This window comes from Saccharopolyspora indica, from assembly GCF_027853965.1.
GTDB classification, from domain to species: domain Bacteria; phylum Actinomycetota; class Actinomycetes; order Mycobacteriales; family Pseudonocardiaceae; genus Saccharopolyspora; species Saccharopolyspora indica.
In genome coordinates, this window is sequence record NZ_JAQGLB010000013.1 from 122,858 (window position 1) to 149,264 (window position 26,407).

General features: G+C 72.5%; 26 protein-coding genes. 7 read left to right on the forward strand and 19 right to left on the reverse strand.

The window, feature by feature from the left end:
- Positions 1-26: 26 nt before the first annotated feature.
- The 8 genes from OU416_RS26045 to OU416_RS26080 are packed head-to-tail and all read right to left on the reverse strand — an operon-like array spanning position 27 to position 6,903.
- Positions 27-1,169 (reverse strand): M24 family metallopeptidase, encoded by a 1,143-nt coding sequence (locus OU416_RS26045; protein ID WP_270929643.1) that lies wholly within the window; start codon positions 1,167-1,169, stop codon positions 27-29.
- A gap of 11 nt (positions 1,170-1,180) precedes the next feature.
- Entirely contained in the window at positions 1,181-2,404 is a 1,224-nt protein-coding gene (locus OU416_RS26050; RefSeq protein ID WP_270929644.1) for an MFS transporter, read from the reverse strand.
- Positions 2,401-2,943 (reverse strand): ArsR/SmtB family transcription factor, encoded by a 543-nt coding sequence (locus OU416_RS26055; RefSeq protein WP_270929645.1) that lies wholly within the window; start codon positions 2,941-2,943, stop codon positions 2,401-2,403. Before OU416_RS26055 ends, OU416_RS26050 begins: the two co-directional genes overlap by 4 nt.
- A gap of 58 nt (positions 2,944-3,001) precedes the next feature.
- On the reverse strand, positions 3,002-3,277 hold the full coding sequence (locus tag OU416_RS26060) for an HPr family phosphocarrier protein (RefSeq protein ID WP_270929646.1): 276 nt from the start codon (positions 3,275-3,277) through the stop codon (positions 3,002-3,004).
- A gap of 17 nt (positions 3,278-3,294) precedes the next feature.
- Positions 3,295-4,755, reverse strand: a complete 1,461-nt coding sequence (locus tag OU416_RS26065) for a PTS fructose transporter subunit IIC (RefSeq protein ID WP_270929647.1) — start codon at positions 4,753-4,755, stop codon at positions 3,295-3,297.
- Positions 4,752-5,204, reverse strand: coding sequence for a PTS sugar transporter subunit IIA (locus OU416_RS26070; RefSeq protein ID WP_270929648.1), 453 nt, complete (start codon positions 5,202-5,204; stop codon positions 4,752-4,754). Before OU416_RS26070 ends, OU416_RS26065 begins: the two co-directional genes overlap by 4 nt.
- On the reverse strand, positions 5,201-6,145 hold the full coding sequence (pfkB, locus tag OU416_RS26075; protein ID WP_270929649.1) for a 1-phosphofructokinase: 945 nt from the start codon (positions 6,143-6,145) through the stop codon (positions 5,201-5,203). The genes OU416_RS26070 and pfkB overlap by 4 nt, the downstream gene beginning before the upstream one ends.
- Positions 6,142-6,903, reverse strand: a complete 762-nt coding sequence (locus tag OU416_RS26080) for a DeoR/GlpR family DNA-binding transcription regulator (protein ID WP_270929650.1) — start codon at positions 6,901-6,903, stop codon at positions 6,142-6,144. The genes pfkB and OU416_RS26080 overlap by 4 nt, the downstream gene beginning before the upstream one ends.
- Before the next feature lie 111 nt (positions 6,904-7,014).
- Between OU416_RS26080 and OU416_RS26085 the strand changes: the two genes are divergently transcribed.
- The 6 genes from OU416_RS26085 to OU416_RS26110 all read left to right on the forward strand — a co-directional run bounded on the left by OU416_RS26085 (position 7,015) and on the right by OU416_RS26110 (position 14,281).
- On the forward strand, positions 7,015-8,661 hold the full coding sequence (locus OU416_RS26085) for a phosphoenolpyruvate--protein phosphotransferase (protein WP_270929651.1): 1,647 nt from the start codon (positions 7,015-7,017) through the stop codon (positions 8,659-8,661).
- Positions 8,662-8,908: 247 nt separating this feature from the next.
- Positions 8,909-9,748: an NAD(P)H-binding protein gene (locus OU416_RS26090; RefSeq protein WP_270929652.1), complete on the forward strand. Its 840-nt coding sequence runs from the start codon at positions 8,909-8,911 to the stop codon at positions 9,746-9,748.
- 13 nt (positions 9,749-9,761) lie between these two features.
- Positions 9,762-10,643 (forward strand): alpha/beta fold hydrolase, encoded by an 882-nt coding sequence (locus OU416_RS26095; RefSeq protein WP_270929653.1) that lies wholly within the window; start codon positions 9,762-9,764, stop codon positions 10,641-10,643.
- A 55-nt stretch (positions 10,644-10,698) separates the two neighbouring features.
- Positions 10,699-11,616, forward strand: a complete 918-nt coding sequence (locus OU416_RS26100) for a 5'-3' exonuclease (RefSeq protein WP_270929727.1) — start codon at positions 10,699-10,701, stop codon at positions 11,614-11,616.
- A 19-nt stretch (positions 11,617-11,635) separates the two neighbouring features.
- Complete coding sequence (locus OU416_RS26105) at positions 11,636-12,418, forward strand: IclR family transcriptional regulator domain-containing protein (protein WP_270929654.1); 783 nt, start codon at positions 11,636-11,638, stop codon at positions 12,416-12,418.
- Positions 12,419-12,757: 339 nt separating this feature from the next.
- Positions 12,758-14,281, forward strand: coding sequence for an acetyl-CoA hydrolase/transferase family protein (locus OU416_RS26110; RefSeq protein WP_270929655.1), 1,524 nt, complete (start codon positions 12,758-12,760; stop codon positions 14,279-14,281).
- A gap of 12 nt (positions 14,282-14,293) precedes the next feature.
- Here OU416_RS26110 and OU416_RS26115 read toward each other — a convergent pair whose 3' ends face one another.
- The 11 genes from OU416_RS26115 to OU416_RS26165 all read right to left on the reverse strand — a co-directional run bounded on the left by OU416_RS26115 (position 14,294) and on the right by OU416_RS26165 (position 25,361).
- A complete protein-coding gene (locus OU416_RS26115; protein WP_270929656.1) occupies positions 14,294-15,115 on the reverse strand; it encodes an MBL fold metallo-hydrolase in 822 nt (273 codons plus the stop codon).
- The gene (locus tag OU416_RS26120; RefSeq protein ID WP_270929657.1) at positions 15,115-15,699 is read right to left on the reverse strand and encodes a TetR/AcrR family transcriptional regulator; all 585 of its coding nucleotides are present in this window, start codon (positions 15,697-15,699) and stop codon (positions 15,115-15,117) included. Before OU416_RS26120 ends, OU416_RS26115 begins: the two co-directional genes overlap by 1 nt.
- Positions 15,700-15,900: 201 nt before the next feature.
- Positions 15,901-17,085, reverse strand: a complete 1,185-nt coding sequence (locus OU416_RS26125; RefSeq protein ID WP_270929658.1) for a GNAT family N-acetyltransferase — start codon at positions 17,083-17,085, stop codon at positions 15,901-15,903.
- A gap of 62 nt (positions 17,086-17,147) precedes the next feature.
- Positions 17,148-17,717, reverse strand: a complete 570-nt coding sequence (locus tag OU416_RS26130) for a DUF4333 domain-containing protein (protein WP_270929659.1) — start codon at positions 17,715-17,717, stop codon at positions 17,148-17,150.
- 202 nt (positions 17,718-17,919) lie between these two features.
- Positions 17,920-20,700 (reverse strand): DEAD/DEAH box helicase, encoded by a 2,781-nt coding sequence (locus OU416_RS26135; RefSeq protein WP_270929660.1) that lies wholly within the window; start codon positions 20,698-20,700, stop codon positions 17,920-17,922.
- Between the two features lie 186 nt (positions 20,701-20,886).
- Positions 20,887-21,765 carry a diacylglycerol/lipid kinase family protein gene (locus OU416_RS26140; RefSeq protein WP_270929661.1) on the reverse strand — a complete coding sequence of 293 codons (879 nt, stop codon included), beginning with the start codon at positions 21,763-21,765 and terminating at the stop codon, positions 20,887-20,889.
- An 85-nt stretch (positions 21,766-21,850) separates the two neighbouring features.
- On the reverse strand, positions 21,851-22,807 hold the full coding sequence (gene tatC / locus OU416_RS26145) for a twin-arginine translocase subunit TatC (RefSeq protein WP_270929662.1): 957 nt from the start codon (positions 22,805-22,807) through the stop codon (positions 21,851-21,853).
- A 19-nt stretch (positions 22,808-22,826) separates the two neighbouring features.
- Entirely contained in the window at positions 22,827-23,102 is a 276-nt protein-coding gene (gene tatA / locus OU416_RS26150; protein ID WP_270929663.1) for a Sec-independent protein translocase subunit TatA, read from the reverse strand.
- Between the two features lie 79 nt (positions 23,103-23,181).
- Positions 23,182-23,382 (reverse strand): bacteriophage holin, encoded by a 201-nt coding sequence (locus OU416_RS26155; protein WP_093155592.1) that lies wholly within the window; start codon positions 23,380-23,382, stop codon positions 23,182-23,184.
- An 18-nt stretch (positions 23,383-23,400) separates the two neighbouring features.
- Positions 23,401-24,372 (reverse strand): helix-turn-helix transcriptional regulator, encoded by a 972-nt coding sequence (locus OU416_RS26160; protein ID WP_270929664.1) that lies wholly within the window; start codon positions 24,370-24,372, stop codon positions 23,401-23,403.
- Positions 24,369-25,361, reverse strand: coding sequence for a helix-turn-helix transcriptional regulator (locus tag OU416_RS26165; protein WP_270929665.1), 993 nt, complete (start codon positions 25,359-25,361; stop codon positions 24,369-24,371). Before OU416_RS26165 ends, OU416_RS26160 begins: the two co-directional genes overlap by 4 nt.
- 197 nt (positions 25,362-25,558) lie before the next feature.
- Between OU416_RS26165 and OU416_RS26170 the strand changes: the two genes are divergently transcribed.
- Positions 25,559-26,254 (forward strand): SDR family oxidoreductase, encoded by a 696-nt coding sequence (locus OU416_RS26170; protein ID WP_270929666.1) that lies wholly within the window; start codon positions 25,559-25,561, stop codon positions 26,252-26,254.
- Positions 26,255-26,407: the final 153 nt, after the last annotated feature.

A 26,407-nucleotide genomic window follows, 5' to 3' on the forward strand; every position in this document is an offset into this window, starting at 1 on the left:
CACGGCTGGAGTTGCGGCTCGTTCGCTCACGCCGGCAGCACCACCAACTCGTGCGGCTGGTTGTTCACGCTCTCGACGCCGTCCTCGGTGACGATGACGATGTCCTCGATCCGCGCGCCCCAGCGGCCCGGCTGGTAGATGCCGGGCTCGATGCTGAAGGCCATGCCCGCCTCCAGCTCGATCGCGTTGCCGCCGACGATGTAGGGCTCCTCGTGCACGTCGAGCCCGATGCCGTGGCCGGTGCGGTGCACGAAGTACTCGCCGAACCCGGCGGCGGCGATCGGCTCGCGGGCGGCGGCGTCGATGGACTCGGCCGTCGCGCCGGGGCGCACCGCCTGCACCGAGGCGCGCTGCGCGGCTTCCAGCACGGCGTAGGTCTCGCGGACGTCGGCCTGCGCCGGTTCGCCGATCGAGTAGGTGCGGGTGCAGTCGGAGTTGTAGCCCTCCGCGATCGGGCCGCCGATGTCGATCACGACGACGTCGCCGCGCTCGATCACCCGGTCCGACACGTCGTGGTGCGGGCTGGCACCGTTGGGCCCGGAGCCGACGATGACGAACGCCGCCTCGGTGTGGCCCTCTTCGAGGATCGCGGCGGTGAGGTCCGCGCCGACCTCGGCCTCGGTGCGGCCCGCTTTGAGGAACTCGCCCATCCGGTTGTGCACCCGGTCGATGGCCGCCCCGGCCTTGCGCAGCGCCTCGATCTCGGCGGCGTCCTTGCGCATCCGCAGCTCCCGCAGCACGCGCCCGGCGAGCACCTGCTCGGCGTCGGGCAGCGCGGCGCGCAGCGGCAGGACGTGCAGCGCGGCCATCGCGTCGGCGACGGCCAGGCGCTTGGGCTTGCCGCCGCGGCCTGCCAGGTCGGCCACCATGGCGTGCGGGTCCTGGCCGTCGACCCAGGTGACGACGTCGATGCCGAGCTCGGCCAGCGGGATGTCGGCGAAGCCGAGCTCTTCGAGCTTCGGCAGCACCAGCGCGGGCCGGCCGTCGGCGGGCAGCACCAGGCAGGTCAGCCGCTCGTGCGACTCCCCGCCGGCGCCCAGGAGGTAGCGCAGGTCGGAACCGGGCGAGATCAGCAGCGCGTCGAGGTCAGCCGAGGCCGCGGTTTCGGCCGCCCGGGTCAGACGGGCGGCGAGCACGGAAGGATCCTGCTTGAACGAGTCGGTCGCCATAGCTCCCCAGCCTAATCCCGAGGTGAAGCCCGGACGTGCGGGCGGTCCAGCCCCCGCCACACCGGCGACAGCACCATCGCGAGCGTGACGGCCAGGTAGACCGCACCGCCCGACACCAGCGCGCCGGGCAGGCCGATGCCGTCGACCAGCGCACCGCCGACCAGCGCACCCAGCGGGGCACCGACCATCGCGACCGCGCTGAGCAGTCCCAGGACCCGGCCGCGCATGTCCGGGTGCACCCGTTCGTAGGCGATCACCGCCAGCATCGGGTTGATCGCGCCCGAAGCCAGTCCCACCACGGCGAGCACGATCAGCAGCGCGGGCAGACCGGGTTCCGCGGCCATGATCGCGTATCGCGGAGCTCCGGTGATGGCGATCGCCGTGACCAGCACGAACCGCCGCGGCAGCCGCGCTCCGAGCCATCCGTAGCCGACGTTGCCCAGCAGCGCCGTGCCCGCCAGCACACCGCTCATGGCGCCGAGCGCGACGGGACTGCCCAGCACCTCGGCCGCGTAGATCGGGTGGAAGACCCCGAGCGCGGCCATGTCGAGCGTGTTCATCACCAGCAGCACCAGCACGATCGCCGTCAGCAGCCGGTCGCCGAGCAGCGCGCGGGCACCGGCGCGGAGGTCGGTCAGGTAGCCGTCGGCCGGTCGTGCGACGCGGCTCCGGGGAACGCCGAGCGCGGCCAGCCCGGCAGCCAGCGCGAAGAGGGCTCCGACACCGGCCAGCACGGTCGTTTCGGAGACCACGGCCAGCGCCGCGCCGCCCAGCGGAGCACCGAGCATCTGCGCGCCGCGGCTGGCCGCTTCAAGCCCTCCGGAGCCGCGTTCCAGCGACATCCCAGCCCGCTCCAGGAGCTCTGGGGCCACCGCCCGCCGCGCGGTCTGCCCCGGTGCGCGGCTGGCGCCGAGCAGTGCGGCGAGCACGAAGAGCTGCCACATCGCGAGGCCGAACGTGTTGTGCAGCAACGGAATCGCGATGAGCACCGCAGCGGCGGACAGGTCCGATGCGATGGCGCAGCGGCGCGCGCCGAGCCGGTCCACCAGCGGACCGCCCACCGCGGCCAGCGCCACCAGCCCGGCCAGCTCGACCGCGGCGATCGCGCCCACCAGCGTCGCGCTGCCGGTCAGCGCCAGCACGAACCACGGGACCACCAGCAGCGCGACCGCCGTGGCGAACGCCGACACCCCGGTCGAGGCCCACAGCAGGACGACCGGCGCGCGGCCGGTCACGGCGCCGAACGCGGGAAGGCCTGGAACTGCACGGCGACCTGCTCGTCACCGTCCTCGGCCGGACGCCGGTACTCGTCGAGCAGCTCGTGCATCCGCCGGGTCAGCTCGCCGAGCTCCTCGGGCCGCAGCGAGAGGAAGGTGTCCGACAGGGCGGCCGCCTCGGTCCACTCCGGCGGCCACTGCTGCCGTTCGGCCAGGTACGCCGTGGTCTGCCGGTAGTGCGCGCCGGCGACGCCGAACAGGTAGGCCGCCAGCGGTCCCTGCTCGTCCGGTCCGAGCTCGCCGGTGGCCAGCACGGTGTGCTCGTGCACCGCGCGCCACCAGCGCTCCCGCCGGTTGCCCCGCTCGGCGTCCTCCTCGACGAACCCGTGCTCGGCGAGCTGCCGGAGGTGCCAGCTGGTCGTCCCGCTGCTCTCCCCCGTCCGCGCGGCCAGCTGCGTAGCGGTCGCCGGGCCGTCGCTGCGCAGCGCGCCCAGCAACTCCATCCGCAGCGGATGCGCCAGCCCGCGCAGGCTCTTCGCGTCCAGTTTCCGGTCCATGCGAGCACGATACGATCGCCAAGGACTCTTTGCAAAGAGTTCTTGGCGATCGTCGTGATCAGGCGGGGGCCTTGTCCAGGTCCTGTTCCAGGAGGGCGGCGAGTTCGTCCAGGGCCGCCTCGTCGGGGCCGGAGAGCTCGACCTCCTCGCCGTGCCGGGCGCCCAGCGACATCAGGCCCAGGACGCTGGCCGCGTCGACCGGCGGACCGGCCTCGCCGTCGACGACCTTGGCGACGGTGACCGGCTGGGCTTGCGCGGCGGCCGCCTGGGCGAGCAGCGCGGCGGGGCGGGCGTGCAGGCCGACCGACGCGGCGATGCGGACTCGTCGTTGCATCTCGTTCCTCTCGAGCGTCAGGCCGCGACCGCGGCCTTCTCCGGTGCGGCTTCAGCGGTTTCGGTGCGACCGATCTGCTTGGCGAGCAGGACCGCGAGCGCGGCGACCACGACACCGGCCGCGATCGCACCCAGGTACGGCAGCGCGTTGCCCACCAGCGGCAGGACGAAGAGGCCGCCGTGCGGCGCCCGCAGCGACGCGCCGAAGGCCATCGACAGCGCCCCGGTGGTCGCCGATCCGACCACGATGGACGGGATGACCCGCAGCGGATCGCCCGCGGCGAACGGGATCGCGCCCTCGGTGATGAACGACGCGCCCAGCAGCCAGGCGGTGCGCCCGCTGGCCCGCTCCGCCGGGGTGAACAGCTTGCCGCGCACCGCCGACGCCAGCGCCAGGGCCAGCGGCGGCACCATCCCGGCGGCCATCACCGCGGCCATGATCTCCAGCGACGCGGTGGTGGCGATGCTCAGCCCGCCGACGGCGAAGGTGTAGGCGACCTTGTTGACCGGCCCGCCCATGTCGAAAGCGATCATCGCGCCGAGCAGCGCGCCCAGCAGCGCCGCGTTGGCCCCGGACAGCCCGGTCAGCCACCCGGTCAGCGCGGTCATGGCCAGCGCGATCGGCTTGCCGATGACCACGAACATCAGCACGCCGGTGATCAGCGCGCCCAGCAGCGGCAGCACCACCACCGGCATGATCCCGGCGATGCCGCGCGGCACCCTGATCTTCTTGAGCGCGACGAGCACCGCACCGGCCAGCAGACCGGCGATCAGCCCGCCGAGGAAGCCCGCGCCGACGGTCACCGCCACCGCGCCGCCGACGAAGCCGGGCGCGATCGCGGGCCGGTCGGCGATGGCGAAGGCGATGAACCCGGCCAGCACCGGCACCAGGAACTCGAACGCGGTGGAGCCGACCTGGTTGAACAGCGCCGCCCAGCTGACCAGGCTCGCCGCGTCGAAGTGCTCGGTGACCGGCGGCGCCTCGGTGATCTGGTAGCCGCCGAGCGCGAAGCTCAGCGCGATCAGCAGACCGCCCGCGGCCACGAACGGGATCATGTAGCTGACACCGGTCATCAGCCACTGCCGCAGCCGGGTGCCGAACCCGGTCCCGGCGACGACCTTGCTGGCGAGTTCCGGTTCCGCCGCAGCGGGTTCCGGTGCCGAGGCGGGCTGCTGCGCGGCGGCGTCCGCGGCGCGCTGCAGGAGCCCGGCGGCGTCGTTGATCGCCTGCTTGACCGGCGCCTCCACCACCGGCTTGCCCGCGAAGCGGTCCCGATCGCGCACGCCCACGTCGGCGGCCAGGATCACCGCGTCCGCGGCGTCGATGTCCGCAGTGGACAGTGGTGTGGATCCGGCCGAACCCTGGGTCTCCACCAGCATTTCGTGCCCGGCGTCCTTGGCCGCCTGCTCCAGGGCCTCGGCCGCCATGTAGGTGTGCGCGATGCCCGTCGGGCACGCGGTGACGGCGACGTACTTCACGGCGAGACCTCCCCGCGCACGTACTCGGCCAGCCGCGCGGCATCGGTGGCCGCGCGCAGGTTCTGCTTGAACTCCGCGCGCACCAGCCGGCGGGCCAGCGCGGCGAGCACCGTCATGTGGTCGGCGCCGCCGCCTTCCGGGGCGGCGATCAGGAAGATGAGGTCGGCCGGGCCGTCCTCGGCGCCGAAGTCGACCCCGGTCGCGCTGCGGCCGAAGGCCAGCGTCGGCGCGGTCACCGCCGCGGAGCGGCAGTGCGGGATGCCGATGCCGCCTTCCAGCCCGGTCGGCATCTGCTGCTCGCGGGCCTCGATGTCGGCCAGGAACCGCTCGACGTCGGTGACCCGCCCGGCGGCGGCCAGCCGCTCGGCGAGGCTGCGCACCACGGCCTTGCGGTCGGTGCCCGCCAGGTCCAGGTCGACGAGTTCGGGGGTGATCAGTTCGGTAGTCATGCCGCCACTCCGCTGAGGCTCACTGATTCGTCCACTGCGTCCACCCGCACCCGCTGCGGGTGGACGTCGTCCGGTGCGGGCATCCGGCTGCCGGCCAAGCCGACCGCCGCCCCGCCGTAGGCGACCGCGACGCGCAACGCGTCGGGGCCGTTGCCGCCCGCCCGCAGGAAGCCGGCGAGCATCGCATCACCGGCGCCGACGGTGCTGAGCACCGCGGGCACCTCGCTGGTGGCGTGCCAGGTGCCGGACTCCGCGACCAGCACCGCGCCGAGCTGCCCGAGGCTCACCAGCACGGCACCCACGCCACCGGCGCGCAGCCGGCTCGCGACGTCCAGCACGTCGCCGAGGTCGCGCAGCGGCGTTGCGGCCAGCTCCGCGAGTTCGGCGAGGTTCGGTTTGACCAGGTCCGGCGCCGCCTTGCAGGCCAGCGCCAGGGGCTGCCCGGAGCTGTCCACGGCGACCTTCGCCCCGGCGCGGCGGGCCGCCGCCGCGATGCGGGCGTGCAGGTCGTCCGGGCACCCGGCGGGCAGGCTTCCGCAGGTCACCAGCCACTCGGCTCCCCCGGCGAGGTCGGCGACCGCCTGCTCCAGCGCGGCGACCTCGGCCGCGGCGAGCTCCGGACCGGGTTCGTTGAACTTGCTCGTGGTGCCGTCGGCTTCGACGACCGCGATGTTGCTGCGGGTCGGCGCCTGCACGGGCACCTCCACCACCGGCACCGCTTCCGGCGCGAGCAGCTCGGCCAGGCGCGCGCCGTCGGCGCCGCCGGAGGGCAGCACCGCCAGCGTCGGCACCTCGGCCGCGGCCAGCGCGCGGGAGACGTTGACGCCCTTGCCGCCGGGGTCCAGCCGGGTCCGGAGGGTGCGGTGCACCGCGCCGGGCGCCAGGCGGTCCACCTGCACGGTGCGGTCCAGGCTGGGGTTGGGGGTCACGGTCACGATCACGCCAGCACCACTTCCGCTTCGACCTGTTCGAGCTCGTCGAGCGCCGCCTCGTCGAGGCCGTCGTCGGTGACCAGCACGTCGATCTCGGCGAGCTCGGCGAACCGGCTGAACTGGTCGTCGCCGTACTTGCTGTGATCGGCCAGCAGGACGCGCTTGCGGCTGGCCGCCACCATCGCCGCCTTGACCGCGGACTCGGCCGGGTCCGGGGTGGTGCAGCCGCGCACCGCGGAGAACCCGTTGGTGCCGAAGAAGCCGATGTCCACGGTGAGCCCGCGCAGCACGTCCAGCGCCCAGGATTCCACCGTGGCCAGCGTGGTGCCGCGGATCCGGCCGCCGAGGATGTGCACGTTGTAGTTGTTGCGGGTGGCCAGCTGGGTGGCCACCGTCAGCGAGTTGGTCACCACCGTCAGCTCGCGGTCGGCGGGCAGCAGCCCGGCCAGCCGGGAGGTCGTGGTGCCCGCGTCCAGCAGCACGGTGCCCCGGCTGGGCACCAGGTCCAGCGCGGCGCGCGCGATGCGCTCCTTCGCCGCGGCGTTGGTCTGGTCGCGCAGCGAGACGCCGGGTTCGAAGTCCAGCCGCTCGACCGGGATCGCGCCGCCGTAGACGCGCCGGACCAGGCCCTGCCGTTCGAGCGCGGCGAGGTCGCGGCGGATGGTCTCGGGTGCCACCTCGAACTCGGTCGCCGCGGCGGTGACGTCGATGCGCCCGTCCCGTCGTGCCCGCTGCGCCAGCAGCTGTTGGCGCTCCGCCCCGTACATGCCCGTTGTCCTCCGGTTAATGTTTGGTGTTGCCTGATTGTGCCCTGTGTTGCCATATTGTCAAGCCTCTGGGAACGCCGGGGAAACCTTCGGCCACGACGAGGAGCGCGCATGTCCACCAGCACCCTGCCCGCGAAGACGCACCACGGCGTCGGCGTCAGCCCTGGTCGGGCGGCCGGCCCGGTCGTGCGGGTGCACGACCGGTCGCCCGATCCGCTGCCCGGTCCGGCACCGACCGACCCGGCGGCCGATGCCGCCCGCATCCGCCCCGCCGCGGAGGCCGTGGCGCAGCGCCTGATCGCACGCGCCGCGGCGGCCGACGGCGAGGCGCGGGAGGTGCTGGAGATGACCGCGACGATGGCCGCCGACCCGTCACTGCTCGGCAAGGCCGAGCAAGCGGTCGCCGAGCGGGGCCTGCCCGCACCGCGCGCGGTCTTCGAGGCCGCGGGCGAGTTCGCCGAGCTGCTGGCCGCGACCGGCGGCTACCTGGCCGAACGGGCGCGCGACGTGCTCGACGTGCGGGATCGCCTGGTCGCCGAGCTGACCGGCACCGAACCGCCCGGCGTCCCGGAGCTGACCGGCCCGAGCGTGCTGGTGGCCCGCGACCTGGCCCCGGCCGACACGGCGGACCTGGATCCGCGGCTGGTGCTGGCGCTGGTGACCGAGGAAGGCGGCCCCACCAGCCACACCGCGATCCTGGCGCGGTCGCTGGGAATTCCGGCGGTGGTGGCGGTGCGCGGCGTGCTCGCGGCGGACGCCGCGGGGGCGCGGGTCGACGGCGCGGCCGGCACCGTCGAGCTGTTCGACCGGGCCGTGGAACCGGAGGCGGCGACTCGCGACCGGGTGTTGTGGAACGGCGTCGGCACCACCGCGGACGGGCACCGGGTCGCGCTGCTGGCCAACATCGGCTCGGCCGCCGACGCGCGAGCCGGGATCACCGCCGACGCAGCAGGATCGGGCCTGTTCCGCACGGAGTTCTGCTTCCTGGACGCCGCGGCCGAACCGGACGTCGAGGCGCAGCGCAGCGCCTACGCCGCGGTGCTGGAACCCTTCGCGGGCAAGCCCGTCGTGGTGCGCACGCTCGACGCCGGTGCGGACAAACCGCTGCCGTTCCTGGCGATCGGCGATGAACCCAACCCGGCACTGGGCGTGCGCGGGCTCCGCGTGGCCTTCGACCGGCCCGGCCTGCTCGACCGCCAGCTCACCGCGATCGCCGCTGCCGCAGCGGAAACCGGCGCGGAGGTGTCGGTCATGGCACCGATGGTCGCGACCGCCGCGGAGGCGGCGTGGTTCGCCGAACGCGCCCGCGCCGCCGGGATCGAGCGCGCCGGAGTCATGGTGGAGACCCCGGCGGCGGCGTTGACGGCGGAGGCGATCCTCGACGCCGTCGACTTCGTCAGCATCGGCACCAACGACCTCGCGCAGTACACCTTCGCGGCGGACCGCATGCTCGGCGCGCTCGCCGCGCTCAACGACCCGTGGCAACCCGCGCTGCTGCGCCTGATCGCACACCTGGCCCGAGCCGGCGGGGAACGGGGCAAACCGGTCGGCATCTGCGGCGAAGCGGCGGCCGATCCCCGGCTGGCCGGAGTCCTGACCGGCCTGGGCGTCACCAGCCTGTCCATGAACCCCGCGGCCCTGCCCGCGGTCGGCGCCGCGCTGGCCGAACGCACGCTGGCGGACTGGCAGCGGGCAGCGCAAAGCGCGCTGGCCGCAACGGATCCCGCCAGAGCCCGCCGAGCCGCCGGGCAGGACTGACACCCGCGAGCGGCGGTGGCGGCCCTTGCCACCGCCGCTCGACAATTGTTCGCCGAATTCCGCGAACCGCTTGACAGGAAGTCGAATAGCCTCTCCGGCCATTAATCGACAAACCCAGAACAGCACTCCAGGAATTTGTCAAATTTCCCTTTCCCGCAATTCTTGGTGTACCTTTGCGGCCGCCGCGAGCGCAGTTCCGCCAGCGGCCCATCCGGATTTGTCCACCAGTGATGTGCAGGAGCAGTTCATGACCTTCTTGGTGACCGGTGCGACCGGGAGCGTCGGCAGGCACGTCGTGGCACGGCTGCGCGATGCGGGCGCGCAAGTGCGTGCTATGACCCGGAATCCTGACAACGCGGGCCTGCCCGCGGACGTCGAGGTCGTCGCCGGCGACCTCGACCGGCCCGAAACGCTCGAACCGGCGCTGGCCGGAATCGAGCGCGCGTACCTGTTCCCGCACGACGACGCGACGGCGTTCGCGGAATTGGCGAGGAAGGCCGGAGTGCGCCGCATCGTCGTGCTGTCCTCGGCAGCGGCCGGAATCGAGTACAAGCGCGACCACAATTCCGACAGCCATGCGTGGCACCTCGCGGTGGAGCGGGCCGTCGAGGATTCCGGAATCGCGTGCACGACCGTCCGGCCCGGTTCCTTCGCGTCGAACTCGCTGCTCTGGGCCGACGCCATCCGCTCAGGATCCGCAGTGCGCTCCCCCTACGCCTCGGCGGCGCAGGCCCCGGTCCACGAGGCCGACATCGCCGCGGTGGCCGCCACCGCGCTGCTCGAAGACGGCCACACCGGGGCGAAGTACACGCTCAGCGGCCCCGCGTCGATCACCCTGGCCGACCAGGTGCGCACCATCGGCGAAGTGCTCGGCCGACAGACCTCGTTCGAGGAGCTGACACCGGAGCAGGGCCGGGCCGAGCTGCTGCAGGGCCTGCCCGAGGACATCGTCGACATGCTCCTCGGCTACTGGGCCGAAGCCGTCGACCAGCCGGAACCCGTGCTGCCGACCGTCGAGCAGGTCACCGGCCGCCCGGCGCGCACCTTCGCGCAGTGGGCGGCCGACCACGCGGCGGACTTCCGCTGAACGGGGGCCGACGATGACCGAACGGACGGTCGCGGCCGGGAGCACGCGGCTGTGGAGCGAGGACCGCGGTGATCCCGGCGACCCGCCGGTCCTGCTGATCTCGGGCGACTGCCAGCCCGGGCTGTTCTGGCCCGACGAGGTGGTGGCGGCGCTGGTCGGCGGCGGATACCGGGTGATCCGCTACGACCACCGCGACACCGGGCGCTCGACCCACCGGGACTTCGCCGCGAACCCCTACACCTTCGACGACCTCACCGCGGACGCCATCGCGGTGCTGGACGCCTGGGGCGTGAGCGCGGCGCACGTCGTTGCCTTCTCCATGGGCGCGGGCCTGGCGCAGCTGATCGCGGTCGACCACCCGCACCGGATGCTGAGCCAGACGCTGATCTGCACCCACGCGCTGGGGATCGACTTCGCGGACAGCGTGGCGCGCGCGATGGCCGGTGAAACGTCCCGGGACGGGCTGCCGCTTCCGGAGCCGCGCGTGTTCGAAGCGCTGGAACTGCACGCCGGCCCCGTGCACGACCGGTCGGCCGAGCTCGACCGGCGGGTGGCGGGCTGGCGCACCGTGGCAGGCGACGCCTTCGACCCGGCCGAGTTCCGGCGGCGGGAGGAGCGGGTGATCGACCACGCCGGCACCCTGCACCAGAGCATCGCGCACGGGTACGTGACCGAGGGGATCGCCACCCGCGGGGCCGACCTGGCCCGCATCACCGCGCCGACGCTCGTGGTCCAGGCACCGCTGGACCCGATCAGCCCGCCGCCGCACGGGCGTCACCTCGCCGGGTCGATCCCCGGCGCGGTGCTGGTCGAGATCCCGGGCATGGGGCACGCGCTGACGGGCACGGCGCTCGACGCCCTGATCCCGGAGGTCCTCGCCCACCTCCGGCGGTGACACCGGGCCGGATGTCGCCGGGTCGTGACAAGCTGGGGCGGTGACTGGTCCTCTGATGCTCGTCGACTCGGCCGGGTTGTGGTTCCGCTCGTTCTACGCCCTGCCCGACTCGCTGACCGCGCCGGACGGGACACCGGTGAACTCCGTGCGCGGGTTCTGCGACATGCTCGCCAAGCTGATCACCGATCGCCGCCCGTCCCGGCTGGTCGCCTGCCTGGACAACGACTGGCGCCCGCAGTTCCGGGTCGACGCGCTGCCGTCCTACAAGGCGCACCGCGTGGCCGAGGAGGACCCGGACGCCGAAGAGGTGCCGGACGCGCTCTCCCCGCAGGTCCCGGTGATCCTCGACGTGCTCGACGCGGCGGGCGTGGCCACGGCGGAGGCCGAGGGTTACGAGGCCGACGACGTGATCGGCGCGCTGGCCTGGCGCGAGGACCGGGACCCGGTGGAGGTCGTCACCGGCGACCGCGACCTGTTCCAGCTGGTGCGCACCGAGCCCACCCCGGTGCGGGTGATCTACATCGGCGCCGGGCTGGCCAAGGCGCAGAACTACGGGCCCGCCGAGCTCGCCGAGAAGTACGCGCTGTCCCCCGGGCGGGCGGGCGACGACTACGCCGACATGGCGGTGCTGCGCGGCGACCCGTCGGACGGCCTGCCCGGCGTGGCGGGCATCGGCGAGAAGACGGCCGCGAAGCTGATCACCCAGTTCGGCTCCCTCGAAGCCCTGCTGGCGGCGGCCGACAGCGGTGCCGCCGGTCTGACGCCGCGGGTGCGCGGCAAGCTGGCCGAAGCTTCGGACTACCTCGCCGCGGCGCCGTCGGTGGTCCGCGTGGTGCACGACGCGCCGGTGGTCGTCGACCGCCCCGACCCGATGCCGAAGTCCGAAGTGGACGTCGACCGGCTGCGCGAGCTGCAGAGCACCTGGGGCCTCGGCGCGAGCATCGACCGGCTCATCACCGCGCTGGAGCTCTGAGCCGGCCGCAGGAGGCGAGATGCCCGAGGAGCAGATCTTGCGCTCGGTCGAGCGGGCGCTGGCCGTGCTGCGGGCGTTCTCGCCGGAGCAGCCGGAGCTGACGCTGACCGAGGTCGCCCAGGCCAGCGGCCTGGACCGGGCCGGGGCCCGGCGGATCCTGCTGACCCTGGTCGGCCTCGGCTACGTGCGGCACGACGAGCGGCGCTTCGCGTTGACGCCGCAGGTGCTGGAGTTCGGCTACGCGTACCTGTCGAGCCGGTCGCTGCCGCAGATCGCCGAACCGCACCTGCGGCGGCTCACCGGGGAACTGCGCGAGATGACCGCGCTCGCCGTGCTGGACGGCGAGGAGATCCGCTACGTGGCGCAGGTTCCCAGCCCGAAGCTGCTGTCCGTCACGATCCCGGTCGGCACCCGCTTCCCGGCGCACGCCACCTCGATGGGCAAGGTGCTGCTGGCAGGCATGCCACCGGAGCTGCTGGAGGCGCGGCTGCGGTCAGCGGAGCTGAAGCGGCTCACACCGCACACCGTCACCACCCGCCGAGGCCTGCTCGCCGACCTCGCCGAGATCCGCGAGCAGGGCTTCGCGATCTCCGACAGCGAGCTGGAGGAAGGCCTGCGGGGCGTCGCGGCACCGGTCCGCGACTCCGACGGCAAGGTGATCGCCGCGGTCAACGTCTCGTTGGACGCGCACCGCGCACCGGAGGGGGCGGTGCGGCGGGAGATCGTGCCGCTGCTGGTGACCACCGCGTCCCGGATCGAGGCCGACCTGCGGCTGAGAACACCGGCGGACCACCGGCGGTAGCCGGGTTCCGCTCTGGAACCGACCGATTCGAAGCCGTTGGGAATCGCGCCGGTCGAAGCAGCCGGAGACGTTCGCCCAGCGACCGCCGCAGTCGCCGCGCGAACGGGCCACGATCGGCCGGAACCTCTCGACGCCGTCGGCCCGCATCTCGGCGGAAATCGCGTTTTCCCAGTTCAACGGGCATTGGCGGCGATCACGGGAACGATCCGACCAGCACGTCGATCAGCTGTCGTGTCGTGCATCACAACCATTTCCGCTCGATTTCGCGCCTACGATCCACGTCACACATGGCCCGTTGATCATTTTCGGGGCCGTCGCTGTCCCAACGGAGGGGTGGAGATGACCGGCAGGATTCGGAACCAGCGGTTCGCGGCGAAGGTCGTCGAGGCCCCGGAAGCCGTCGATCTGATCGAGCCGGGCGCCAACGTGGGCATGAGCGGGTTCACCGGCGCCGGATATCCCAAGGAGGTGCCGGGCGCGCTGGCCAAGCGGGTCGCCGAGGCGCACGCGCGCGGTGTGCCGATGAAGTTCGGCCTGTGGACCGGCGCGTCCACCGCGCCGGAGCTGGACGGCGCGCTCGCCGACGTGGAGGGCATCGACCTGCGCCTGCCGTACCAGTCCGACCCGGTCACCCGGGAGAAGATCAACAGCGGCCGGATGGACTACACCGACATCCACCTCTCGCACGTCGCGCAGCGCGTGTGGCAGGGCGCTCTCGGCAAGCTCGACGTCGCCGTCGTGGAGGTCAGCGGCATCACCGAGGACGGTCGTCTCGTCCCGTCCTCCTCGGTGGGCAACAACAAGACCTGGCTCGAACAGGCGGATCGGGTGATCCTCGAGGTCAACTCGTGGCAGAGCGAGCACCTGGAGGGCATGCACGACATCTACTACGGCACCGCCCTGCCGCCCCGCCGCACGCCGATCCCGATCACCAGCCCGGCCGACCGGATCGGCACGCCGTACCTGGAATGCCCCGCGGACAAGGTGATCGCCGTCGTGGAGACCGAATCACCCGACCGCAACACGGTTTTCACCCCTCCGGACGAGAACTCGGAGCGGATCGCCGGGCACGTGCTGGACCTGCTGGAATCGGAGGTGCGTTCCGGCAGGCTGCCCGGCGAGCTGCTCCCGCTGCAGTCCGGCGTGGGCAACGTGGCCAACGCCGTCCTGGCCGGGCTCGGCGCCGGGCCGTTCGACGGGCTGACCGCCTACACCGAGGTGATCCAGGACGGCATGCTGGCGCTGATCGAATCGGGGAAGCTGCGGATGGCCTCCGCGACGGCGTTCTCGCTCAGCCCGGCGGCGATCGACCGCTTCAACCGCGACGCCGCGGCGTACCGGGACCGGATCCTGCTGCGCCCGCAGGAGATCAGCAACCACCCCGAGGTGGTGCGCCGGCTCGGCTGCCTGGCGATGAACGGCATCGTGGAGGCCGACATCTACGGCAACATCAACTCGACGCACCTGATGGGCAGCCGGATCCAGAACGGCATCGGCGGCTCGGGCGACTTCGCGCGCAACGCCCACGTGTCGATCTTCGTCACGCCGTCGGTCGCCAAGGGCGGTGCCGTGTCGGCGATCGTGCCGATGGTCTCGCACGTCGACCACACCGAGCACGACGTCGACGTCATCGTGACCGAGCAGGGGCTGGCCGACCTGCGCGGCCTGTCGCCCAGGAAGCGGGCCGAGCGGATCATCGCGAACTGCGCCCACCCCGACTTCCGCCCGGCGCTCCAGGACTACTACGACCGGGCGCTGCGATCGTCGTTCGGCCTGCACACCCCGCACCTGCTGGGAGAGGCGCTGTCCTGGCACCAGCGCTACGTCGAAACGGGCTCGATGCGCCCTGCCGCGGCGAACTGACCTCGCGGGAGTTCAGGCGTTCCCGCCAAATCGCTCCAAGCCGACCGGGTCGTGCGCGCTGAACACCTCGACCTGGCCGCGGTGCGCGGTGGCCAGGTCGCGCAGCCGGTCCTGGTTGTGCCGCCGCAGCGGGCCGTCGACCTGCACCCTGTTCTGGAAGTAGCGCAGCATCGGGCTGCAGTGCGGGTTCTCGGCCATCTCGCCGTGGTGGAAGAACGCGTCACCGGCGTGCAGCAGCCACGTCCCGTCCTGCTTGCGCACGGCGACGCCGGTGTGGCCGCGGGTGTGGCCGGGCAGCGGCACCAGCAGGATCTCCGGCGGCAGGCCCGGCAGGTCGCGCACTGCCTCGAAGCCGAACCAGCGCTCCCCGTCGGCACTTCCGTGCACGCTCCACTTCGGACCGTGCTGGAACTGGTGGCGCAGGTAGCGGTCCTGCTTGAGGTCGCGCAGCATCGTCCGGTGCTCGACGTCGTGGACGTGCACCTGGGCGTGCGGGAAGTCCGGCAGCCCGCCCGCGTGGTCGAGGTCCAGGTGGGTCAGCACGATGTGCCGCACGTCCTGCGCCCGGTGGCCGAGGCGCTCCAGCTGGGCCACCGCGGTCTCACCGGCGTCGAGCACCGGACGGCCCAGCCGCAGCCGCTGCTTCATCAGCTTCGCGTGCGTGGTGACGTCCGGGACGCCCATGCCGCTGTCGACGAGCACCAGCCCCTGCTCGGTCTCGACCAGCAGGCAGTGGCAGATCATGCGCGCGGTGCCGAACCGGCTGCCCGCCGCGTTGACGAGCCGACCGCCGAACGGCCGCATGGTGCCGCAGTTGAGGTGGTGGATCCGCATCAGTTCCCCTCCACCCGCGCCGCTTCCAGCAACGCGGTCAGTTGTGCTCCTGTCGTTCGCAGCGGCGCGACGTCCCGCTGCACCTTGGCCAGCAGCAAGCCGCCTTCCAGCAGCGACAACGCGACGACGGCCAGTTCCGCGGCCCGGCCCGCCGGGATCCCCCAGCCGCCGAACCGCTCGGCCAGCTGCTCCTGCCACAGCCCGTAGGCGTCGCGGCACGCGGACCGCACCTCGGGGCTCTCCGCGGAGGCCTCCAGGGCGACCGTGGCCACCGGGCAGCCGCGGCGGAAGTCCGACTCGACCAGCGACCGCTCGAAGTGCGCCACGATCGCCGCGACGGCCTCGCCCGGTTCGGCCACCTCGGCGAGCAGGGCCAGCAGCTCGCCGACCTGCCGCCCGGAGGCGGCGACCGCTTCGGCGGCCAGCTGCTGCTTGCCGCCGGGGAAGTGGAAGTACAGCGAGCCCCGCGGCGCGGCGGACTCGGCGAGCACCTGGTTGACCCCGGTGCCGTGGTAACCCTGCTGGTTGAACAGCTCCATCGCGGTCTCGAGCATCTGCTGCCGCGTTCGCGCACCCTTCTTCACGAGAGAAAATATGACAGTCGGTCTACTTATTTTCAACCCCTGATCTCCCCCGAGCACCAAAAAGGGGTCGTGAGTGCGAAACGGTGCTGGAACACCGTTACGCGCTCACGACCCCACGCGACCAGATCAGGACGTCAGCGCCGCCTCCCCGCCGCGGGACCAGGAAGTCCACCGTGGAGGATCAGCAAGCCTGCGCTCAGGTCAGAAACCCGTTCCGCACCAAGGGGTTTCGAGGGTGGCGAACAAGCGGTCGGCCGCCGCGACCGCCGCCGGGTCGCGCATCTCGATGCGCCCGGCCGCCACCAGCGTCGACGGCAGCTGATCACCCAGGTACAGCACGGCGAGCGTCGACACGTCGAGGCTCAGCTGCGGCTCGGCCGTCGAGCGCTCGACGCCGTCCGGCCCGATGCGGTAGCCGCCTTCGTTGTCCGGCAGGAAAGCATCGCGCACCTCGACCACCACCGGCTCCGCCGCGCCGTAGGACCGCGCCCGCAACGCGGCGAGCACGTCCACCAGGCGCACCCAGAGGTCGTCGGCGACCTCGGTCACCGCGCACCGGCGGCGGTCGGTCAGCCACCACTCCAGCGGCTCGTCCAGCGGCCGGACGTGCCCCACCACGCGATCGACCAGGTCGATGCCCAGCAGGAACCGCCACAGCTGCGCCACCGCGGTGGCATCGGCGCCCTTGAGGTCGTGGACGTCCACGGTGGTCCCGCCGTCGCCCGGCTTCGGCTCGTACACGGCGAACCCGTCGTCCGCACCGTCCTCGTCGGCGTGCACCGCCACCAAGCAGCCGTCGCCGAGGTACTGCCGCATCCCCGACCACCACGCCTCGTTCCGGCCGATCGTGCCCGGCCGGTCGACCACGCACCTCCGGTAGATCTCCGGGAGCAGCGAGATCGCCGCCTCCCAGTCCAGCACCCGCACCTGGCCGCCCCGCGGCGCGTCGTCGCGGAACACCACCCGCGCGCGCTCCAGCTCCACCTTCCGGTGACGCGAGGCCAAGCCGTAGCCGAACCGCTCGTAGATCGCGGCCTCCGAGGCGTGCAGCATCGCCACCGGCTCGCCGCGCTTCGCCGCGTCGTCGAGCTGCGCGCGCATCAGCCCGCGGAGCACTCCGCGCCGGGTCCGGTCGGCGCGGACGCCGACGCCGGTCACCGCACCCGCGGCCACCTGCCCACCGGGCACCGCGAGCTCGTTGGTGGTGGCCATGGCGGTACCGGCCAGCTCACCGCCGTCGAACGCGCCCAGCACCCGGCCGAGCTCGTAACGACCGCGGGTGTTCTCCCACGCATCGTCCTTGCACGGTGGGAGCAGCAAGGCTCGCCGGAACAGGTCGTGCGCCGATCGGAACTCGGACTCGGCCAGTGCGCGTACGTCGATCACGCCGCGATTCTCCCGGTCGCCGCCGCCGGAAGCGACCGATTTTCCGCCCCGCCCGGCGGACCTCACCTGGGGTGGCCGACCTCGTAGACGCCCTTGCTCGTCTTCACCGTGACGGTGACGGTCTTGTCCTCCGCGCCGATCCGCACCTGGCAGTCGAACCGGTTGCCGGTCTGCACCGCCTGCCCGCCCGGACAGCTCACCGACCCGACCCCGGCCAGCCCGTAGGAGTCCTTCAGCGTCTGCTCAACGCCCTTCTCCACGCTGCTCGCGTCGAACACCGAGCGCACGAACCACCCCGGCACGATCAACCCCAGCACCAGCACCACGGCGACCAGGAGCACGCCGGCACCGCTGAGCACCCACGGCAGCACCGAGCGCTTCTTCCGCGGCGGCGGGCCGAAGCCGCCCTGCGGCGGGAACTGGTTCGCGGGCCGCTGGAACTGCTGCGGCTGCTGGTACTGCTGGCCGTAGCCGTACTGCTGCGGCGGTGGCTGCGGCGCGAACCCGCCCTGCGGCGGCGGAAAACCGCCCTGCGGCGGGTAACCCGGCCCGCCCTGCGGCATCCCGGTGTTCGGGGGCTGCTGCCCCCACTGGGGATACCCCCCTGGCGGCGGGCCGTAGGGGGACGACATTCTGCACCTCCGGACGATGTTGCACGCGGCATCGCGAAGAAATCCAACCACAACCGCCCGGCCGTCTGTCCCGCCTCTCCGCGTTTTTCAGTGGTGGTTGCGTTTGGGAGCGATCTTGCGTTTTCGGGGCTTCTTGTGGCTGGGTTGCGTCACGGTCCCCTGAGGTGCGGTTGCGCAGGTCGCCGGTTGACACGTGGGACGGTCAGACCGCCCCGGCGGCCACAACTCCGCGCCGGATCGCGGTGACCGCCTTCGCCGCCGCCGCGCCCACCGGATCGGACACCCCGACCACCTCGCGGATCTGGTCCAGCAGGTCGATCACCTGCCTGCACCACCGCACGAAGTCGCCCGCCGACAGCTCGTGCCCGCTGGTCTCCGCGGCGGTGAGCACCTTCTCCAGCGACTCACCGCGCGCCCAGCGGAACACCGGCCAGGCGAAACCCGCATCGGGCTCGCGAGTGCGGTTCAGCTTGTGCCTGCGCTCGTCGTCCTCCAGCTCCGCCCACAGCTGCCAGGTCGCCTCCAGCGCATCGGTGACCGCCCCGGCCGGGACCTGCGGGGCCAGACCCTCCCGCCGCGACTCGTACACCAGCGAGGAGACCACCGCGGCCAGCTCCGCCGGGCCGAGCCCGGTCCAGGTGCCGACCCGCAAGCACTCCGCCGCCAGCAGGTCGGACTCGCTGTAGAGCCGCGACAGCCGCCGCCCGTGCCGGGTGACCTTGTCGTCCTCGCTCGGCTCGGCGGGCAGGTAGCCGCGCTCGGTCAGCAGCGCGACGATCCGGTCGAAGGCGCGGGCCAGCGAGTGCGTGGTGGCCGCGACCTTGCGGCGCAGGTTCTCGTTCTCGCCGTGCAGCCGCTCGTAGCGCTCCGCCCAGCGCGCGTGGCTCTCCCGCTCGTCGCAGCCGTGGCACGGGTGCGCCTTCAGCGCGCGCCGCAACGTCGCCAGCTCCGCGTCGTCGGTGGCGTCCGAGCGCCGCCTGCCGCGCCCGCCCGGCGACTCCAGCCCGGTGTTGCGCAGCGACGAGGCCAGATCGCGCCGGGACTTCGGGGAACGGGTGTCGACGTGCTTGGGCAGCTTGAGCTTGCCCAGCGGCTCCACCGGGGAGGTGAAGTCGGCGACCGACAGCCGGCCCGACCACCGGTCCTCGGTGACCACCAGCGGCCGCGGCTCGCCCATCGGCTCCAGCCCCGGGTCGATGACCACCGCCAGACCCGAGCGGCGTCCCGCGGGCACCGAGATCACATCGCCCTTGCGCAGCTTCTCCAGCGACTTCGCCGCTTCCGCGCGCCGCGACTGCCGGTTCTGCCTGGCCAGCAGCTTCTCCCGCTCCGAGATCCGGCGGCGCAGCTGGAAGTACTCGTCGAAGTCGCCCAGGTGGCAGTGCATCGCCTCGGAGTAGCCGCTCAACGCCTCGTTGTTGCGGTCCACCCGCCGCGACAGGCCCACCACCGAGCGGTCGGCCTGGAACTGCGCGAAGGACTGCTCCAGCAGGTCCCGCGCGGCGTCCTGCCCGACGCGCTGCACCAGGTTGACGGCCATGTTGTAGCCGGGCCGGAACGAGGAGCGCAGCGGGTAGGTGCGGGTGGAGGCCAGGCCGGCCACCTGCTTCGGGTCGACGCCGGGCTGCCAGACGACCACCGCGTGGCCCTCCACGTCGATGCCGCGCCGCCCCGCGCGGCCGGTGAGCTGCGTGTACTCGCCGGGGCTGAGGTCCACGTGCGACTCGCCGTTGAACTTCACCAGCCGCTCCAGCACCACCGTGCGGGCGGGCATGTTGATGCCCAGCGCCAGCGTCTCGGTGGCGAACACGGCCTTGACCAGGCCGCGCACGAACAGCTCCTCGACGGTCTCCTTGAACGCGGGCAGCAGCCCGGCGTGGTGCGCGGCCAGCCCGCGCTCCAGCGCCTCCCGCCACTCCCAAAAGCCCAGGACCGACAGGTCGCTCTCCGGCAGGTTCGCGGTGTGCTCGTCGATCACCTCGCGGATCTCGGCGACCTCGGACTCGCTGGTCAGCCGCAGCCCGGCGCGCACGCACTGGGAGACGGCCTGGTCGCAGCCGTTGCGGCTGAAGATGAACACGATCGCGGGCAGCAGCCCGGCGGCGTCCAGCCCGGTCAGCACCTCCACCCGCGACGGCGGGAAGAACCGGGGCGGCCGCGGGCCCTTGCGCTTGCCGTTGTTGGGGCCGCTGCGGCGGCCGCCGTAGGGCAGGTGCACGCGGGCCAGCTGCTGGGTGTGGCGCAGCAGGCTCGGGTTCATCTGCAGCTCGCGGTCGGCGCTCTCCCCACCGAACAGGTCGAACATCCGCGGCCCGACCAGCATGTGCTGCCACAGCGGCACCGGCCGGTGCTCGTCGACGACCACGGTGGTGTCGCCGCGCACCTCCTGCAGCCACTCGCCGAACTCCTCGGCGTTGCTCACCGTCGCGGACAGGCTGGCGACCTGCACGTGGTCGGGCAGGTGCAGGATCACCTCCTCCCACACCGCGCCGCGGAACCGGTCGGCGAGGTAGTGCACCTCGTCCATCACCACGTAGCCGAGCTGGTCCAGGCTGCTGGAGCCGGCGTAGAGCATGTTGCGCAGCACCTCGGTGGTCATCACGACCACCTGGGCGTCGCCGTTGATCGAGGTGTCGCCGGTCAGCAACCCGACCGCGTCGCTACCGTGCCGCTCGCACAGGTCGGCGTACTTCTGGTTCGACAGCGCCTTGATCGGCGTGGTGTAGAAGCACTTGCGGCCCTCCTGCAGCGCCAGGTGCACGGCGAACTCGCCGACGACGGTCTTGCCCGCGCCGGTCGGCGCGCACACCAGCACGCCGCGACCGGCCTCCAGCGCCTGGCACGAGGTGCGCTGGAAGGGGTCGAGCTCGAAGGACAGCTGCCCGGCGAAATCGGTCAGCTTCGGGTGCACACCGCGGCGGGAGTGCTTGGCGAAGGACTCGGCCGGGGACAGCTCGGTGGGGTTGGAACGGCTAGCAGCCACCTCCCAAGGTTTTCACATCCCACCGACGACCGTCTCGACCGAGCCCGCACCGGCGGTGCGCACCTCATCACAGTCCGACCATTTCCGCAGGTGGGGACCCGTGAGTGCTTTGTGGTGCCATAGCCCCTCAAAGCGCTCACGGCCCCTGTGCAGGCACAACACCAACCCACGACCTTCAGTCGCGCGTCAACCCACGACCTGCAGGGCGCCCGGCGCGCAGCGGATGGTCAGCGGTAGCCGGGCCTGGGGTTCGCCGTCGGCGTAGGCCAGCCAGCCGTTGTCGCCGCCCAGGCGGATCCGCCTGGCTCGCAGCGTGGTCACCGCCGGGTGCTCCACGTGCCCGCCGGAGCGCAGCGTCGGCAGGATGCCGACGAAGTCGCGCCGCGACACCGCGCCGACCACCGTCACGTCGAGCAGCCCGTCCGCCGGGTCGGCGCCCGGGCAGACCGGGATGCCGCCGCCGTAGCAGGCGGAGTTGCCCACCGCGACCAGCGTCGCGGCCTGCTCGATGACACCGGACTCGGTCTCCACCCGCAGCGGCATCGCGTGCAGGCCCAGCAGCTCCCGCACCACCGCCAGGTCGTAGCGCCGCTGCCCGCGCGGCCAGCGCATCCGGTTCGCCCGCGCGTTGACCCGCGAGTCGAACCCGGCGCAGAGCACGGTCGCGAACCAGCCCGCGCCCGCGGCCTTGCCGAGGTCGATGCTGCGCTTGTCCCCCGCCTGCAGCGCCCGGGCCACCGAGCGGGCCGCGGCGGCGGCGTCGAGCGGCACGCCGAGCCCGCGCGCGAGGTCGTTGCCGGTGCCCGCCGGGATCAGCGCGAGCGCGGTGCCGGACTCCGCGCACGCCTGCACGGCGAGGTGCGCGATGCCGTCACCGCCGACCACGGCGAGCACGTCGGCGCCGTCGGACACCGCGCGCTTGGCGGCTTCGGCGGCACCACCGGCATCGGTGGCGATCACCGTCCGGACGTCGCAAACGGCGCGAAGGTGGCCGACGATGTCGCCGACCACCTTCGCCGAGAGCCGACCACCGGCCGCGGGGTTGATCAACAGGACACAGCGCACGAGGCAAGATCCTCACCCACGCGGCACCGCCTTGGCCAGTGCCCGTGTCCAAGTCGTGGCCGGCACCGGCGCCGCTCCCGGCACGTCAGGTGACGTCGTCGTGGTTGCGCCGGGGCGCCTGCGAGGACTGCAGGTCCAGTTCGGAGCCCCGGAAGTCGATCTCGGAGGCCTCGTCCAGCCCGACCGCGTCGAGCCCCTGGGCCGCCAGCTTCTTGGCCTTGCGCTTGTCGTTGGCCCGGCAGATCCCCATCGCGATGATGAACAGCACGGACAGCGCCGCGGCCAGCGCGAGCATCGAGAACGGGTCCTGGCCGGGGGTCGCGATCGCGGCGAACACGAACAGCGCGAACACGATGCCCCGCCACCAGCTCTTGAGCTTCTCGTAGCTGACGATCCCGGCGAGGTTGAGCATCACCAGGATCAGCGGCAGCTCGAAGCTGACACCGAAGATCACCAGCAGCAGCAGCATGAAGCTGATGTACTTGCCACCGGTGAGCGCGGTGAAGAACGCGTCCCCGCCGAAGCCGGACATGAACGCCAGCGCCACCGGCAGGATGTAGTACGCCAGCACCGCACCGGCCAGGAACAGCACCGTCGCGCAGCTGACGAACAGCCGGGCGAACTTGCGCTCCTTGGCGTACAGACCGGGCGTGATGAACGCCCACAGCTGGTACAGCCACACCGGGCTGAACAGCACCGCACCGACCGCGACACCGACCTTGAGGGTCAGCATGAAGATCTCGAACGGCTCGGTCTGCAGCAGCTGGCAGTGCCCGTTGGGGGACAACCGCTGCGTCTCGGGCAGCTGGCAGTACGGCTCCAGCAGGAAGTCGCTGAGCGTGGGCAGCCCGAAGGCCGAGTGGGAGAACCACCAGATCCCGAAGATCGCGCCGACGATCACCGCCGCGATGGCCACGCCCAACCGGTACCGCAGCTCGTAGAGGTGATCCACGAGCGTCATGGTGCCGTCCGGGTTGTGCCTGCGGCCCCACCGGCGGCGCTCCTTGCGGAACGGGTTCAGGCGACGCAGTGGATTACCCACCGTGTTGTCCCGTCCTCACTCAGTTCTTGGTGTCGTTGCGCTGCTTCTCGTCGGCCGGGGACGGCGACGTGACCGGAGGCGCACTGGTCTCACCGGCGGTCAGCTCCGGCTTCGGCTTGTCCTCCTCGGCCTTCTTCGCGGCTTCCTCGTCGGCCTTCATGCCGCGGGCCTCCGCCTTGAACACGCGCGCGGACTGGCCGAGCGAGCGGGCCATCTGCGGGAGCTTGGTGGCGCCGAACAGCAGCACCAGAACCAAGACGATGAGGATCAGCTCCCAGCCACCTGGCAAACCCATCCGAACACAACCTTTCGTGATGTCCCTGCTGGGCGACATCGTACGCGCGGCAGGGCTGGACAAATAGGGCCGTTGAGCGTCACCCGCGGCGGCGTTCGGCGAACGCCACCTTGAGCCCGGCCACGCGCGCCTTCACCAGGCCGCTGCGGTCCGCGAGGTCGTGGGCGACCTGCCGCTGGACGGACTTGAACCGGGAAACCTCCCGGAGGACCCGGACCAGCAGCAGCACGAGCAGGACCAGACCCGCTCCCAGCAGCACAAGACTCCACACGTACGGCACCCGGTCACCGTATCGGGCTCAGATGGACGGAAGGTGACGTGCCCGTGCCAACGCGTCTTCCGCGCGTTGACGCACGTCACAGGCCAGGTCGTCGGGGCTGAGCACCCGGGCCTGCCCGCCCAGCCCGAGCAGCAGCCTGCTCATCCAGCTCCGGTCGGAGTAGCGCATCCGCACCCGGGCGCGCCCGTTCGGCAGCTCGACGAGCTCGTCCACCTGGTAGTACTCGGCGACCCAGCGCGCGTCCGGCTCCAGCTCCAGCTCGGCCACCGACTGGTCGGGCGCGGGCCGGAACAGCCCCTCCGACACGTCGGTGGGCTCGGCCTCGGAGGGCGGCTGCGCCGCTTCGTCGAGCACCGCGACCTCGTCGATCCGGTCCAGCCGGAACATCCGCACGCCCTGCGCGCTGCGGCACCAGGCCTCCAGGTAGCTGCGCCCGTCGATGAGCAGCAGCCGCATCGGGTCGACGGTGCGCTCGCTGATCTCGTCGCGCGAGGGCGTGTAGTAGCGGATCCACAGCGCCCGGCGCAGCGTCGTGGCCTCCTGCACCGCGGCGCGCACGCCCGGCTGCACCGCGCCGCCGCGGCCTTCCAGCCCGACGACCACACCGGCCGGGCGGGCCTGCCCGACGGCGTTCTCCACCTTCGCCAGGGTCCGCTGGACCGCGTCGGTGTCGGTGATGCCCGGCGTCTCGGCCAGCGCCCGCAGGGCGACCAGCAGCGCGGTGGCCTCCGAGGCGGTCAGCCGCAGCGGTCGCCGCATGCCCGCGTCGTAGGTGACGGTGATGGTGTCGCTCTCGAAGGAGAGGTCGATCAGGTCACCGGGCCCGTAGCCGGGCAGCCCGCACATCCACAGCAGCTCGAGGTCCTTGCGCAGCTGCTGCTCGGTGACGCCGAAGTCGCCCGCGGCGTCGGCGACCGGGATGCCCGGCCGGCTCAGCAGGTACGGCACCAGCGCCAGCAGGCGCGGCAGCCGCTCGGTCGCGCTCGTCACCGCGTGCCCTCCCCCGGCTCGCCCTGGTCCACCACGTCCAGGTGGATCTCGTGGATCGTCTTGCGCAGCGTGTCCGGCTCCAGCACCAGCACGTCGGCCCCGTACCCGGCGAGCCAGCTCGCCGCCGACTCCGGGTAGTTCAGGTCGAGCTCGACCACGTCGCCCCAGTCGTCGCCGAGCTGCATCCGGTCGACGACCTTCGCCCGGCGCCGCGCGCCCTGCGCCCGCCCGTCCGCGACCCACACGCGGGCGAGCGTGCTCGGCTGGGCGTGGCGGTGCTCGCCCGCCACGAAGCTCAGCAGGTCGATGTCCGGTGGGCGCTGGACCTGCCCGGCCCGCCCGGTCGCCTTCGCCTTGCCCTGGATGCGGGAGAGCCGGAAGCACCGCGGGGCCTGCCGGTCCCGGTCGTGCCCGACGACGTACCAGCGCCCCCGCCAGGACACCACGCCCCACGGCTCGATGGTCCGCCGGTGCACGTCGGGGCTGCTCGGGCGCCGGTAGTCGAACTCCACCACCCGGCCGCTCTGCACCGCCGCCAGCAGCGGCGCGAACGCGGGCTCGGTGGTGCGCACCTTGGGCTCGACGGCCGCCGAAGCGTGCTCGTCGACGTCCACGCCGGCCGCGCGCAGCTTCAGCAGCGCGCCGCGAGCCGCCGCGGTGAGCTCCGGGGCGTCCCACAGCCGCACCGCCAGCGCCACGGCGGCGGCCTCGTCGGGTTCCAGGTCGACGTCGCCGAGCTCGTAGTCGCGGCGCGCGATCCGGTAACCGTCGGTGGCGTCGAAGGCCGAGTTCCGGCCCGTCTCCAGCGGGATGCCCAGATCCCGCAATTCCGCCTTGTCCCGTTCGAAGGTCCGGAAGAAGGCCTCGTCAGTGGGCGCGCCGGAGTAGCCCGGCACGATCGCCCGGATCCGATCCGCGGTGAGGTACTGGCGGGTCGACAGCAGACACAGCACCAGGTTCACCAAGCGTTCAGCACGCACAGTGGCCACCGCAGAACTCTAGCCCGCCCGGATTCGATCATGTGTTTGGGTCGGGGCGCGTTGTTCTTCGCGGGACGGACGGGGCGAATGAGGCGCTGATTTCGGTGTGCGCTGAAGTCACGATGAACGCGAAGAAGTTTCGCGACGCGCCGCACCCGGCTCGCCGCGAACAGGTTCGCGGTGATCACCGCGCCTACCCTGGACGCATGTCCGAACGCGTCTTGATGATCACCGGGGCGTCCCGCGGCATCGGTGCCGCGACCGCGCGCGCCGCCGCAGCAGCGGGCTTCCGCCTGGTCCTGACCGCCCGCTCCGCCGAAGCCCTGTCCGCCCTGGTCGACGAGCTCGGCCCGGAAACCGCGCTGGCGCTGCCCTGCGACGTCACCGACTACGCGAGCCTCACCGAGACCGTCCAGCGCGCCGAGGACCGCTTCGGGCGCCTGGACGCGGTGTTCGCCAACGCGGGCGTCAGCCAGCACACCTCGTTCCTCGGCAACGGCGGGGCCGAGCCCGAGCAGTGGCGCGACATGGTCCTCACCAACGTCTACGGCGCCGCGATCACCGCCCGCGCGGCCCTGCCCGCCCTCACCCGCACCGAGGGCCACCTGCTCCTGACCGGCTCCAACGCGGGCCGCGGCATCCGCCCGGGCAACCTCTACTCGGCGACGAAGTGGGCGGTCACCGGCATGGCCCAGAACATCCGCGCCGAATGCGTGGGCACCGGAGTCCGCGTCACCCTCATCCAACCGGGCATGGTCGAGACCGAGATGACCGCAGACACCCGCGACGTCCCCAAGCTCACCCCGGCGGACATCGCCAACGCGGCCCTCTACGCCCTCCAGCAACCCCCGACGGTCGACGTCAACGAACTCACCATCCGCCCCACCGGCCAACAACGCTGACCTTTTCGAGGTGAAGGGCACCCTTCACCAACTATGCGGGCGAAAGGTGCCCTTCACCTCGCCCCCACCAGGTGACGGACGCACCGCGCGGAGGCACCCAGACCCCCGGGCCCACCCGAACGTGGTCGGCGTGAAGGGCACCTTTCGCCCACT